The organism is Moorena sp. SIO3B2, from assembly GCF_010692525.1.
GTDB classification, from domain to species: Bacteria; Cyanobacteriota; Cyanobacteriia; order Cyanobacteriales; family Coleofasciculaceae; genus Moorena; species Moorena producens.
On the sequence record NZ_JAAHHE010000030.1, the window covers coordinates 43,601 to 57,381 of the forward strand.

Consider the following 13,781-nt stretch of genomic DNA (forward strand, 5'->3'; position numbering starts at 1 on the left):
GTTTGATCCCACTCACACCAATTTCAAAGTGACCCTTTGCAGCCAATGGCAAGTATAATGCCGGTGTTAAGGCAATTCAGACTGGGGTGATTTACCTGTTGAGATATTCCTCAAACTGAGCATGTCGCCACGATTTGAGGGATTTATGCCTATCAAATTACCACAGTTGATCAATTAGCCGAATACGACTAGCCGGATAGGAGGTTGAGTTGTCGGATCAAACTTCCACAACAAACAGCTAACGGTCAAAAACTTACAAGGTATTCACTATGCAACTACTATTTCTAGTCCTGCTATGGGTAGTGCTTGGATTTTTGCTCGCCAAGCTGCTGCTCGAAATCATCCCTAAACAGTATTTCACCTGGCTTGGGGGTTTTTTGGTTTTTGCCATTATTGTCCTGCTGTTTTTCACCCCAACCAATGCCCTGGTTTCACCGATATGGACAATTTTCTCACTTCCCTTTCAACCATTGGGCTTAGCACTTCTGCTTTGGTTCCTAGGAGCAATGCGAATTAAAGGTGACAATATCTCTAACCCAGGACCTACCTTGATTTGGACGGGATTTTTTGTCTTGCTTGTCGCCAGCACCCCTTTTCTATCTAATCGGCTGGCTCAACTTCTCGGGCCTGGAGTCGTTCAAAACCAACCTGCGGTTCAAATGGCCAAAACAATCGGGTGGCAGGAGGAAACCCTCACTGCTTTTGTTCCCGATGGGGAATCAATTCAGCTTACTACTAATGCTAGTCCTTTCCCTAGGGACGCTGTGTTGGCTCAACTTGTTCCACCCAATCAAGCCCTTGGCATCCAAGCTTTTATCCCTTCTATCGGAGCCCTTGACCAGACTACCAGGGTAATTAACACCTTCTTTAGCAATATTTACTTCCAACTACGAGGAAGACCAGTTACCAGTACAGAAGTTGAATCGCCGACCGCAAGAGATGTTTCTTGAAATATAGACATTATGTTAACTACCCACATGAACCCAATCGGGTATAGTGTGGGTTTCTGGTTTCATCGGAAGTAAACCGATACCACCCTCGGCTCCCACCTTCAGTAAGGGTCGGTAATTTATGATTTGCGGTTCCCTTGAGGCTAAGTACTCCCCGATTTTTGGTGAAAGGTTAAGCCTAAAGGAAGGGAATTGTTTAAGATTGTAACCAGGATGGGAATTGTATAGTATTGTAACATGCTGAATTCCCGTCTAAAAAAACTGCTGCTTTACCTGCGCCCATACTGGCGACAGTCAGCCCTAGGTATTTTTGCCCTCCTTATTGTCAATGGACTTGGTGTTTATATCCCCTTACTGATCAGGGATACTATTGACGAGTTGAGTCAAACCTTGAGCTTCGACCAAGTCTGGAGCTTTGTGCTGCTTATTTTGATACTCACCTCATTGATGTGGGGGATTCGGATGGCTTCGCGCATCCTATTGTTTGGAGTGGGGCGCAAAGTGGAATTTGACCTGAAGCAACGGATTTTTAAGCATTTGCTGACATTGGAACCAGCCTATTTTTCTCAGAACACGATCGGTGATTTGATTAACCGAGCCACCAGTGATGTGGATAATATTCGGCGTCTATTGGGGTTTGCAGTTTTGAGTCTGGCAAATACGGTGTTTGCCTACTCTTTGACCGTGCCGGTTATGATTGGCATTGATCCGTGGTTGACGTTCTTAGCCTTGGCGGTTTATCCGTTGATGTTGATTATTGTCAAGCTATTTAGTGAGAAACTGCGCAGCCAACAACAAGAAGTCCAGGAGAAACTTTCTAACCTCAGTGAGCTGATTCAGGAAGATATGAGTGGTATCGCCATGATTAAAATATACGCTCAGGAAGAAAACGAGCGTCGTGCGTTCCATCAAATCAATCAGCAGCTTTTGGGAGCAAATCTCAATTTGGCAAGAACACGAAACTTTCTGTTTCCAATAATTGAGGCTCTTACTTACCTCAGCTTACTGGTGCTGTTAACTATTGGTCCTGGTTCCATTGAGTCCGGTGCTATCAGTATTGGTGACTTTGTGGCGCTGATTATCTACACTGAACGTTTAGTCTTCCCCACAGCACTGCTAGGGTTTACCATCACTGCTTATCAACGTGGTGAAGTGAGTATTGATCGTATTGAGTCGATTCTCTTGGCTCAGCCTCGGATTACCAATGCCCCAGATTCAGTTAGCTTGCCAACCCCAGTAAGAGGTCAGCTCAAGGCTGTCAACTTGAGTTACACTTACCCCAGCAGTCAAACTCCTGCCCTGAAAAATGTTAGCTTCACGATTAATGCAGGTGAGACAGTAGCGATTGTGGGAGCCATTGGTTCTGGAAAATCTACCCTGGCTAATGCCTTGCCTCGTTTGCTGGATATTCAAGCTAGTCAACTGTTTTTGGATGGATATGATACTACTAAGCTGCCCTTGCAGAACTTGCGGAATGCGATCGCATATGTTCCTCAAGACAGCTTCTTGTTCAGCACTAGCATTAAAAACAATATCTGCTACGGTATACCAATCAGCGAACACTCAGAGGTAGAATACGCGGCTTCGCAATCCCAAATTCACCCGGAAATTATGAATTTCCCCCAGCAGTACGAAACAATTGTTGGGGAAAGGGGAATAACCCTGTCTGGGGGGCAGCGACAACGTACTGCTTTAGCTAGAGCTCTGCTGATGGATGCACCAGTGCTGATTCTTGATGATGCACTTTCGAGTGTTGATAATCAGACAGCAACCCAAATTCTGGACAATCTCTCGGAAGGAGTCCAGCGCAAAACTGTAATTTTTATCTCCCATCAACTTTCAGCTGCTGCTAAAGCTGACCGGATTTTGGTAATGGACGCAGGGGAAATTGTCCAAACTGGTTCTCATGGTGAACTTCTACAACAACCTGGTATTTATCGCTTTCTTTGGGAGCAGCACCAATTAGAAGAAGTTTTGAAGTAGTTATTGAAGTAGTTAACATACCGTAAGCTATCAGCGTGTCGCGTATCAGCTTATGGGTTAGGTCACAGCGTCGAAGCCTGTGCCACGCTACTGTTCGCGCAGCGTGCGCGTAGCGCAATCGGTGCTTTTGAATAGAATAAGCTGACCGCTGACCACTGAATGCTTACAAAGTACCTAATAGCTAATAGCTTATCAACGGGACTGGCCGGATTCGAACCGGCGACCTAGCGCTTCAGATTGGTGTGAGTTTCCCCACTCTCTGGACTATACCTTCACCCTAGGTTAATACCTCTTAAGGTTAATACCCCTTAGGTGGTGGCCGTCTAGTCTCTCCACCTTCCTGCATTTAACCTCGACGATGACTCGCACACAGATTCAGGCTTGGCTCGGTATTGCCTTAGAGTACTGAATAAGCTAAATACCCCTTAGGTTTCACCGAATTTGACCACATTCACTCACGGAATTTCTTCCATGGTGCCCGATTTTTCAGGAGGCGCTTGCTCTATCCAGCTGAGCCACAGCCCCAATCGCCATATAACCGTATATTATCACAAAAGCTGTTGATTAAGCATCTATAGTGATACCCAATCAGCGTTTCACACCCCCGTTAACCCAACTGGTAACAGGGAATGGGTCATCGAACCCAATTTTTACGCAGTTTGTTGGTTGACGCTCTTGCCAAGAAAAGTGGGAACTATAGAACTAATCCCGATTAGCTCCCATATTGGGGAAGAGTATGTTCCGGTCATGGCTAATATTCACCTAATTAATAACTAATTAATAATTAATTAATAACTAAGATGACAGAAATTTATGGGAGCCCAAGAAAATTTGCTGGTAGTTATTGGACATAGATGATGAGCAAGCTAGGTAAGCTTCCCAAATCTAGTCACTATACTATCTGGTTAGGATTACTAACCTTTTTGATAGTGACTATGGTAGTTCCTGCTGTAGCCTATCCTGATCATTCGGTACTGGGGAGTAGAGCAAAGGTCGGTGGAAACCAGCAACTCGTTAGTGCTATTTCTAATCCCCAAACCTTTGTGCTAGAACCCACCAAGCATGGTTCAGAGTTGCTAGAGCAAGGCAGAACTCTCTATGAAGCCGGACGATTTGCTGAGGCGGCTGCTGTCTGGCAACAGGCAGCTGTTGGTTTTGAGCAACAAGGTGATGAAGTGGGACAAGCTTTGAGCTTGAGCTATCTCTCCTTAGCTGACCAACGATTGGGAAAATGGCAGCAAGCCCAGAGTGCTATTGACCAAAGTTTGAAGATTTTGCAGGGTATACAACTTAGGGAAAAAGGGTCGATTTTGGCTCAAGCGCTGACTATTCAGGGCAGTCTCAGAAATGCGATGGGACAAACGGAATCTGCTCTGGAAAGTTGGCAAAACTCAGAAGCTACGTATCAATCTCTAGGGGATGAGGTTGGCATCTTGGGTAGCCAGATTAACCAGGCTCAAGCCCTACAAACTATGGGCTTCTACAGGCGATCGCGAAAACTCTTAGAAGCTGTCAATGAAAAGCTCCAAGCTCAAGATGATTCCCTGCTTAAAGTCAAGGGATTGCGGAGTTTGGGAGTGGCTTTGCAAGTAGTGGGAGATGTACACGAATCCAGGGAAGTTTTAGAGCAAAGTTTGGAAATCGCCCAGAAGTTAGATTCTGCCACGGATACCAGTCACATTCTTTTCAGCTTGGGAAATACTTCCAGAAACTTACAAGAGCCGGAAACCGCCTTGAAGTATTACCAACAAGTGGTCACAAAAGCAACTAGCCCACAAATTCAAACTGAAGCACAACTCAACCAACTCAGCCTTTATATAGAACTAGACCAGCACAAGAAAGCGATCGCACTATTGCCTGCCATTGAATCTAATCTAGCTCAGCAGCCCCCCAGTCGAACCACAGTCTATGCTGCGGTCAACTTTGCTGAGAGCTTGTCAAAGTTGGCAGCTGCTTCAACTAGACAGTCACAAGGGGTGCCTATACCTATCCAAAAAGCCGCAAAAATTCTGGCACGAGCAGTGCAACAAGCCATGGAATTGGGGGATCCAACAGCTCAAGCTTATGCCATGACTCAGTTAGGTTCATTGTATGAACAAACCCAGCAGTGGTCCGAGGCTTTGAGGTTAACAGAGAATGCTCTACAGATTGCCCAAGGTAATCATGCCTCAGATATTGCCGCTCGTGCAGCTTGGCAACTGGGGAGGCTGCACAAACAGCAGGGGGATATCAACGAAGCGATCGCAGCTTACGATTCAGCGGTCAAAACTCTCCAGTCACTGCGCTCAGACTTAGTCGCTATCAATCGAGATGTCCAATTTTCTTTCACTGAAACTGTCGAACCGATCTATCGAGAGCTAGTTGAATTACTACTGCAACCTTCTGTCACCACCCCTGAGCCAGGAGGGGTATCCCAGGCAAAAGGCTCAGCAGAAATTAGTCAAGACCACCTGAAAAAGGCGATGCAAGTTATTGAATCGCTGCAATTAGCTGAATTAGAGAACTTTTTCCAGGAAGCCTGTTTAAAAGGTCAACCGAGGCAGATTGACCAAATTGACCAGAAAGCGGCAGTTATTTATCCTATTATTTTGCCAGAACGGTTAGAGGTGATTGTTTCTGTGCCAGGACAAGCCCTCCGTCACTACCAAACTTATATACCTCAAGCAGAGCTGGAGCAGTTCTTCCGACGGATGCGACAATCTTTGAATAGAGCTTTTTCTGAGCGAGCACGTCTCAAGCTCTATCAGCAAGGTTATGATTGGCTGATTAGACCTGCAGAATCTGAGTTAGAAGACCACGGCATCACCACTCTAGTATTTGTGCTAGATGGTTCTTTGCGGAATTTACCCATGTCCGCTCTCTATGATGGTCAACAGTATTTGATCGAGAAATATAGCATAGCTCTAAGTCCAGGATTGCAGCTTTTAGATCCACGCTCCCTTGAATCAAACCAGATCCAAGCTATAACTGCTGGGCTGAGTGAGGGTCGCCAAGGTTTTAAGCCGTTGCCAGCAGTAAAGCGAGAATTAGAACAGATTTCCTCAAAAATTTCCACAACAGTGCTTTTGAATCAGGAGTTTACTGATAGCAACCTCCAAAACGCTGTTGATGCACAACCTTTCCCAGTATTACATCTGGCAACCCACGGTCAGTTTAGTAGTACTGCCGATGAGACGTTTGTTTTAGCCTGGAACGATCGAATTAATGTCCGGCAATTCAATTCACTACTGCGCTCAAGAGAAAGACAAGACACTAATCCCATTGAATTATTGGTACTCAGTGCTTGCCAAACTGCTAGAGGGGATAATCGTGCTGTCTTGGGGTTAGCTGGAGTAGCAGTACGTTCGGGAGCACGGAGCACCTTAGCTACCCTATGGGCAGTAAGGGATGAATCTACTGCTCAGCTGATGGCTGAATTTTACAAGTATCTGGCTCAAGCAGGTGTAACTAAAGCTGAAGCATTGCGCCGTGCTCAGTTAGCGCTATTGAAAGGGGAATATAACCATCCTGTCTACTGGGCTCCCTTTGTGTTAGTGGGAAATTGGTTGTAATTGCTCTATAGCAGAAGTCAAAAGTCAGAAGTCAGAAGTCAGAAGTCAAACTCTTGCGCTTACAAAGGGTGTGAGACTTTTGTCATGTCCTAACTGCCCTGGCGACTGCTCTATCTCTAATCGAAGGACTTTTCAAACACATTCTTAGAGGACAATTGGGCATCAAACATACTAGAAATAAAACATAAAACAAACATGAACGCAAACATTAGGCGTTTATATTGAAAGTTCTAGCAACCCTCAAAATAAAAATTAGAAAGCGGTAAATAATCTGCTCTGCTTTCTGTGCCCAGCATGATCATAAAGAAAGTCCTGCAGCAATAGGAAATATTTTATGAAATCAAACAAATTAGCCGTGAGATTACCACTTTGTTTTACTTTACTATTCCTAGGAATGAATCTCATCCACAGTTTGCCAACTCAGGCGATCGGATTCAGAAATACGCAGAATCCAAGACCGGAGAGAGCAAGGGGAGGAGCTTCCCGGGGTGAAGATATTTGTTTCTCTGATGCTAAAACCACCACTTCATCAGTCACACCGCTGATGCCAGCCACTAATTTGGGCTTAACGGTAGCAGAACGTCCAACTTTGCTGGTATATGTTCCTCAGACTTCAGCTCAAGAAGCTTTTTTAAGTTTCGAGGATGAACAGCGAAACCATCATTACCAGTCCTTTATACGTCTGCCTAATCAGCCAGGTGTAATGGCGGTTCAATTACCACCTGAGGCTCCACCACTAAAGGTCGGTAAGAATTACCAGTGGTCTTTGGTGATGATTTGTGGGGAGTATTTAGAACCAGATAGTCCTGAGGTAACTGGATGGATTCGTCGAGTTGAAGCCAATTCTACCTTGATGAATCAGCACACATTAAAAGCCTCACTGAAAAAAGCCTCATTGTTGGCTAAAGATGGGATTTGGGTCGATACTGTCGCTACCCTCGCTGATTTAAGGCGAGCTGAACCAAGAAATTCAGTCTATCGCTCCCATTGGGAAGAACTGTTACAATCAGTAGGACTAAATGCGATCGCTAACCAGCCGTTGCTCAATAAATAAACTATAAATCACTGAACATCAGGCCATCAACTCTTATCCTGCAATCCTTGCAAAGCAAGGATTTAACCCTATGGGGCTCAAGGGGTTAGTTAGCAGCTGATCTGTGATAAATCCAAAAAATCTCGCTTCTTAAACCCGTGGTTTTAAACCAGGGGTTTAACATGGGGCTTAAAACAACTTACGGAATTGATTCCGTCCTATCCTGTCAATAGCTGAACTAAGAAACTCAATCAAGTATATAGCAATTATTCTTTGGGTGAGGTACAAATTATTCGGTTTTAGGGAGCAGGGAGCAGGGACTTCGGAGCAGATAACGGAGCAGATAACAGGTAAGTCGGAAGAGGGAAGAGGTAAAAAATTCTGTGTACCTCATAGCTATGATAATTGCTATAGTTGAGTCAGTTAGCAATTACCCATTACCAATTAGCCTCAATCATTCCATAATTGGGCAACGTCAATTTTTATCCCTTTTTTGCTTTTTTTCTCAAGACTGTTACTTAGTCAGGATTTACTGGGAACTCTGTAGGTAAGTTATCGACGGGTTAGTGACTCACCACAAAAGCAGTTCTACCGGTCGATGCTATTCCTGGAATCCTGCCAACCAATAGAAGCGCCTATAGGCTTCTCACCAAGGTTGGTAGAGAACAAACCTGACCTAGATTAGAGATTGACTAAGGGGAATGTGGCTTCACTTTAAAGAGCGTTTGAAGCAATGGCGCTTTGTATTTATAATAGCTCCAGTTGTGGCTGCACTAGTCACTGTTTTGGATACGGCAGGATGGTTCCAGCTACTGGAGTGGGCTACCCTGGATCAATTTTTTCGCCTGCGTCCGGTTGAAGACATTGATAATCGCATTGTGATTATCACCATAGATGAATCGGATCTGACTCAACTGGGAGGATGGCCGATTTCTGATGCTGTTTTAGCTGAGTTAATCACAAAAATTAAAGCATACCGGCCTCAAGGTATTGGTCTGGATATTTATCGCGATTTTCCAGTGGAACCTGGTTATCAGGAGTTCGTTGAGGTGATGAAGTCCACACCCAACTTGATTGGAGTGAAGTCCCTCGTGAGGGATAAAAGAGTTGCCCCACCTCCGACCTTAGCACAACGAGATCAAGTTGCTCTAGCAGATTTGGTGCTAGATGGGGATGGTAAAGTAAGGCGAAGCTTGATATCAGCAGCAGATGAATCCGGTAAGGATATACCTACTTTAGGGGTTAGATTGAGCTTGATGTATCTTCAAGCCAAAGGAATCAATCTCAAAAAAATCGATGGGAGGCGCGAGTATTACCAATTAGGTCAAGCAAGATTTTTCAATCTAACCGAGAAAAATGCTGGTTATCAAGGTGCAGATCTTGGAGGCTACCAAATATTGTTGAATTACCGTGGCACCCAGGAGCGCTTCAATACAGTTTCAATCAGTGATGTTCTGAGCAATAGAATTTCGCCGGAGCAGTTGTACAATCGCATTGTTTTGATTGGTATGACTGCACCGAGCCTTAACGACATTTTTCCGACGCCCTATGATAGCAGTCTCAGCTCTATCGTTCAGGAAATGCCTGGTGTTGTTATTCATGCCAATATCGCCAGCCAGATGTTGAGTGCAGCACTTGATGGACGACTTCTGCTGCGAGTATGGTATGTTAACGCACAGGGGCTGTGGATTTTTTGCTGTTCGTTGATCGGAGCCGTAGGAAGTTGGGTATTACCAGAGACTAACTGGTTAAGAAAACATCTCCTGAGCAAATTAATTCTGAGTATTTTGATGACAGGGGGCATGATTGTCGGTGGTAGCTATTTAGTCTTTCTAACAGGTTGGTGGATTCCTGTAATTTCCCCATTAATAGCTCTATGTTTATCGGCGATTTTAGGAACTAATACCCAGAATCAATGGCAATTGAAACAAGCTAACCAGCAATTGCAAGATTATTCTCGCACTCTGGAGGTCAAAGTTAAGGAGCGCACTCAAGAATTAGAAACAGCCAAAGTAGCTGCTGATGTTGCTAACCAGGCAAAAAGCGAATTTTTGGCTAACATGAGCCATGAACTGCGCACTCCCCTCAATGGCATTCTGGGATACGCTCAAATCCTCAAACGCTCTTCAAATATAAGTAAATCAGACCTGGATGGCATCGGTATTATTCACCAGTGTGGCTCCCATTTACTTACTTTAATCAATGATATTTTAGACCTATCGAAAATTGAAGCTCGGAAACTAGAGCTGCACAAAAGTGATATTCATTTTACTTCATTCTTGATGGGCGTGGTAGAAATTTGTCGGATTCGTGCCCAGCAAAAAGGTATATCGTTTATTTACCATGCCGAGCCTCAGCTGCCAGTGGGTATTTATGGGGATGAAAAACGCCTGCGGCAAGTTTTAATTAATTTACTGGGTAATGGGATTAAGTTTACTGATACTGGAAGTGTGACCTTTCAAGTAAGTTTAATCGGTTCATCGTTGAATGGTGACCCTTCCCACACAATCAGGTTTCAAATTGAAGATACTGGTGTCGGGATGACTCCAGAACAATTGAAAAAGATTTTTTTGCCGTTTGAGCAGGTAGGAGATACTAAAAAACAATCAGAAGGCACTGGCTTGGGATTGGCAATTAGTATGAAGCTTATTTCCCTAATGGGGAGTGAAATCAAAGTGGAAAGTACCTTAGGTGAGGGAAGTAGGTTTTGGCTAGATTTGGAACTAGCAACCACTACCGAATCGCCCCAGCAAGAAACAGTCGTAGACAGCAGCAATATTGTTGGCATTAAAGGGAAACGTCCAACCATACTAATAGTGGATGATCATCTCAACAATCGCTCGTTACTCATTAACCTACTAGAGTCGATTGGATTTCGTTGTTTTGAAGCAAGTAATGGTCAAGAAGGTTATCAGCAAGCAACAGAAATTAAGCCCGATTTAATTTTGACAGACATTGTGATGCCAATTATGGATGGATTGGAAATGATCGGTGCTATTAGGAAATCACAGCAATTGCCAAATGTAGTGATTATGGTTGTATCTGCTAGTGCCTTTGAAACTGACATAACAAACAGTATAAAGACTGGAGCTGATGCATTTTTATCTAAGCCAATTAACATGGATTATCTTTTTAATCAGTTACAAAAATATTTAAAAATTAATTGGATTTATGAACATAATAACAACCTAGAAAGTATAACTTCAGAAAATCTATCACTGGAGACAGGTGAAATTTTTGCTCCACCAGCTGAGGTAATTGATCAGCTATTTGAATTGGCCAAAAGAGGCAATATCCATGGCATAGATAAAACCTTGGTTGAACTGGAACAGAGCGATAAAAAATATCGGCATTTTGCCAAGGAGTTAAGGCAATTAGCAACTAGCTTTCAGGTTAAGCAAATTCGGGAATTTATAAAATCGTTCAGGGGGTAAATCCATGACTATCACTAAAGTTGATCAAGCCACTATCTTGATCGTTGATGACAATCCCACGAATTTGAAAGTGTTGTCGGAAGCGATCGCAAATTCGGGATGGGAAATATTGGTAGCAACTGATGGTGAAACGGCTATCGATCAGAGCGAATATGCAACACCAGATCTAATTTTGTTAGATGTAATCATGCCGGTAATGGATGGTTTTGAAACCTGCCGCCGACTGAAATCTAATCCGGCAACTAATGAAATACCAGTGATTTTTATGACTGCTCTGAATGACACGGTTGATAAGATCAAAGGTTTGTCCCTGGGGGCTGTAGATTACATCACCAAGCCGTTTCAGACTGAAGAAGTGTTAGCCCGTCTCAAGGTGCATTTACAACTGCATTTCCTGACCAAACAACTAGAAGACCAAAATTTGTACTTAGAGGAGCGGGTAGCGGAACGCACTGCTGATCTACAACAGGCAAACCAGCAACTGCGAGAATTAGAAGCTCAGCTACGCAAAGCTCTAGCCCAAGAACAAGAATTCAATCATCTTAAATCTCGGATGATCATAGCCATTTCCCATGAGTACCGCACGCCCTTGACCAGCATTCTCTCCAGTTCTGAACTGCTGGAAGCTTACTGCCATCGATGGGATAAATCTAAACAAAGCCAACATTTTCAACGGATCCGAGCAGCTGTTCAACGGATAACGGACTTAATGGGTAATGTGATGTTCCTGAATAAGGCAGAATTTGAACAACTGGAGTTTCAGCCTACTCCTTTGGATTTAGGGGTATTTGTGCGTGATCTAGTGGATGACATGCAACAGCACTATGGTGATAAACATCACCTGATTTTAAACATTGATCAAGACTGTGGGCGACCGTTGTTTGATTCTAAGCTGCTACTGCAAATCCTTACCCATCTGATTGACAATGCCATCAAGTATTCCCCTAATGGAGGCAAGGTTTTGATCAAGTTTACCTGTCAAAATAACCAAGTTATTTTTGAGGTGAGTGATGACGGGATTGGCATTCCTAGGAAAGAGCAACATAATCTATTTAATGCTTTTCATCGAGGCTCGAATGTAGAAAATATTTCTGGTACTGGACTGGGGTTAGCCATTGTCAAAAAATGTGTCGATATTCATGGTGGGACAATTAGTCTAAACAGTGATGTTAGCGTTGGCACTACTTTTACGGTAATGCTGCCTCGTAGAGTATTAGATGCGGATCAACTGCTCAAGGTAACTGGAAAGTCCATTCCTGATTACCAATCTGGATCACATTTCCTGCACTAAGCCAAAAGGGTTGATGGGAACTAAGCCGCTGTTGGTCCACAAAAGTACCATTGGAACTACCCACATCAATGATTTGGTAGCGCACTTTGTCCTGAGGCTCTGGAATTTGGAGAATTTGGGCATGGTTGCGAGAACACATCGCATCTTCTAACACTAGGGTGTTCGTGGGTTCTCTGCCAATGGTGAAAGGATTAGCAGACAAAACAATCATGGCACCGGATGAACGGTTTACTAAACGCCCCTTGCTTGCTGGGGTAGGATTGGAAAAAAGTACGGTTGGGGCAAGTACTGGTTGATCGCGAATGGGCAGACTGGCCGTGGCGGCTGATTCGTCTGGAATTGTAGCCCTAGGTACTTCCTGATTGACAATGGAGTGTTTAGAGTTAGCTTCTCCACCAGGGAGGATATTGACTTGCTGGATTGGTGGTGGGGAGAGTTCTGGGCGACCAGCATTGGCAATCTGCATTTTTAGGACGGCTTCATGTTCTGCTTCCTGTCGAGCACTCATCCCTTCGACTTGACGAATTATCCCCCGTGTGTTAGGAAAACTGATGTCACTGACTCGCACATCTTCGATGGAAAAGCCTACGGTATAGTAAACGTCAACATGGTCGAGAATGTATTGTCGGACATCTACTCGTCCCTGATTGGTTAACTGTTCCATCCTCAGGTGACTAATTGCTACTCCTAAACTATCTTTAACGGCACTAGTTAGGGCAGCAATGGGGTCAGATATTTCTAGGGCAACTCGTTTGGCATCTACCACTTGATACATTACATTCAAAGAGACATTGACAAGATACTGATCCCGGGATAGAAAGTCTCCTTGGGAGGTAATGGGCAAGTGCCGGAGTTTGCTGTCTACTAGGAGCAGTTCACATTTTTCTAGCCAGGGTAGGGCGAAGCTGACATGACGCCCTGGCTTCCATACCCGCACACACCGACCATTTTTGACAAATAAAGCAATATAGCCTGCCCCGATAAAGTCCATGCTCCATCCTGCCCAACGGTCTGGGGTCAGGGTTTGAATCAGTGGGGGTGAGTTACCAGACATTAGATTTTGTTTAGAAGAGTGATGGGAGTAGTGCTTTTTTTAGCATTCCGCCGACAGGATAGTCCGATGGAATGCTGCCTGATCAATAGCTAGATGAATGTGGGACAGGGATTTACTGAAACTGACTGAATCAATTATAACGGTTTGTACTTGAGTACAATATATCGGGTTGTTTAGAAGGGGGAAGTGTGGGGAGATGGGGAGATGGGGAGATGGGGAGATGGGGAGAGGTTGGAGGGTTCCTAGCACAAACCATTTTTGCGATCGCGTAGCGGCTCGTACCGAGCATCGCGTAGCGTGACCTAAGGTCAATCGCACTTTTAGAATTTGTTCATTCTTCATTCTTCATTCTTCAGATGTAGATGTAGGGTGGGCAGTGGGTACCAAAAGGATTGTCAGGGTTTGAATTGGTATTAGGCACTGCCCACCTGACCAGTAATCTTATTAAAAATCTAGAGAAGATGTAGATGTAGGGTGGGCAGTGC

8 protein-coding genes are annotated in these 13,781 nt (G+C 44.2%); 6 read left to right on the plus strand and 2 right to left on the minus strand.

Translation table 11 applies throughout. The annotated features are described in order from the left end of the window. Positions 1-269 precede the first annotated feature (269 nt). The 6 genes from F6K38_RS10355 to F6K38_RS10380 all read left to right on the plus strand — a co-directional run bounded on the left by F6K38_RS10355 (position 270) and on the right by F6K38_RS10380 (position 12,242). On the plus strand, positions 270-950 hold the full coding sequence (locus F6K38_RS10355; RefSeq protein WP_008177911.1) for a hypothetical protein: 681 nt from the start codon (positions 270-272) through the stop codon (positions 948-950). Positions 951-1,187: 237 nt separating this feature from the next. Then, complete coding sequence (locus F6K38_RS10360) at positions 1,188-2,933, plus strand: ABC transporter ATP-binding protein (protein ID WP_008177909.1); 1,746 nt, start codon at positions 1,188-1,190, stop codon at positions 2,931-2,933. 857 nt (positions 2,934-3,790) lie between these two features. Further along, complete coding sequence (locus tag F6K38_RS10365; RefSeq protein ID WP_008177907.1) at positions 3,791-6,484, plus strand: CHAT domain-containing protein; 2,694 nt, start codon at positions 3,791-3,793, stop codon at positions 6,482-6,484. Positions 6,485-6,818: 334 nt separating this feature from the next. Next, positions 6,819-7,538, plus strand: a complete 720-nt coding sequence (locus F6K38_RS10370; protein WP_131827273.1) for a DUF928 domain-containing protein — start codon at positions 6,819-6,821, stop codon at positions 7,536-7,538. A gap of 680 nt (positions 7,539-8,218) precedes the next feature. Continuing rightward, a complete protein-coding gene (locus F6K38_RS10375; protein WP_008177901.1) occupies positions 8,219-10,951 on the plus strand; it encodes a CHASE2 domain-containing protein in 2,733 nt (910 codons plus the stop codon). A gap of 4 nt (positions 10,952-10,955) precedes the next feature. Beyond that, positions 10,956-12,242 (plus strand): ATP-binding response regulator, encoded by a 1,287-nt coding sequence (locus tag F6K38_RS10380; protein ID WP_008177898.1) that lies wholly within the window; start codon positions 10,956-10,958, stop codon positions 12,240-12,242. Here F6K38_RS10380 and F6K38_RS10385 read toward each other — a convergent pair. Both F6K38_RS10385 and F6K38_RS10390 read right to left on the minus strand, forming a co-directional pair. Next, a complete protein-coding gene (locus tag F6K38_RS10385) occupies positions 12,184-13,296 on the minus strand; it encodes an FHA domain-containing protein (RefSeq protein WP_287356575.1) in 1,113 nt (370 codons plus the stop codon). The genes F6K38_RS10380 and F6K38_RS10385 overlap by 59 nt on opposite strands. Before the next feature lie 39 nt (positions 13,297-13,335). Next, entirely contained in the window at positions 13,336-13,638 is a 303-nt protein-coding gene (locus F6K38_RS10390) for a hypothetical protein (RefSeq protein ID WP_287247909.1), read from the minus strand. Between the last annotated feature and the right edge of the window lie 143 nt (positions 13,639-13,781).

What these genes read in the sequence shown, in the direction of transcription:
- F6K38_RS10375 (WP_008177901.1), top strand. Translation starts at nt 8,219, where the DNA reads ATGTGGCTTCACTTTAAAGAGCGTTTGAAGCAATGGCGCTTTGTATTT.
- F6K38_RS10365 (WP_008177907.1), top strand. Translation starts at nt 3,791, where the DNA reads ATGAGCAAGCTAGGTAAGCTTCCCAAATCTAGTCACTATACTATCTGG.
- F6K38_RS10390 (WP_287247909.1), bottom strand. Translation starts at nt 13,638, where the DNA reads ATGAAGAATGAACAAATTCTAAAAGTGCGATTGACCTTAGGTCACGCT.
- F6K38_RS10360 (WP_008177909.1), top strand. Translation starts at nt 1,188, where the DNA reads ATGCTGAATTCCCGTCTAAAAAAACTGCTGCTTTACCTGCGCCCATAC.
- F6K38_RS10385 (WP_287356575.1), bottom strand. Translation starts at nt 13,296, where the DNA reads ATGTCTGGTAACTCACCCCCACTGATTCAAACCCTGACCCCAGACCGT.
- F6K38_RS10380 (WP_008177898.1), top strand. Translation starts at nt 10,956, where the DNA reads ATGACTATCACTAAAGTTGATCAAGCCACTATCTTGATCGTTGATGAC.
- F6K38_RS10370 (WP_131827273.1), top strand. Translation starts at nt 6,819, where the DNA reads ATGAAATCAAACAAATTAGCCGTGAGATTACCACTTTGTTTTACTTTA.
- F6K38_RS10355 (WP_008177911.1), top strand. Translation starts at nt 270, where the DNA reads ATGCAACTACTATTTCTAGTCCTGCTATGGGTAGTGCTTGGATTTTTG.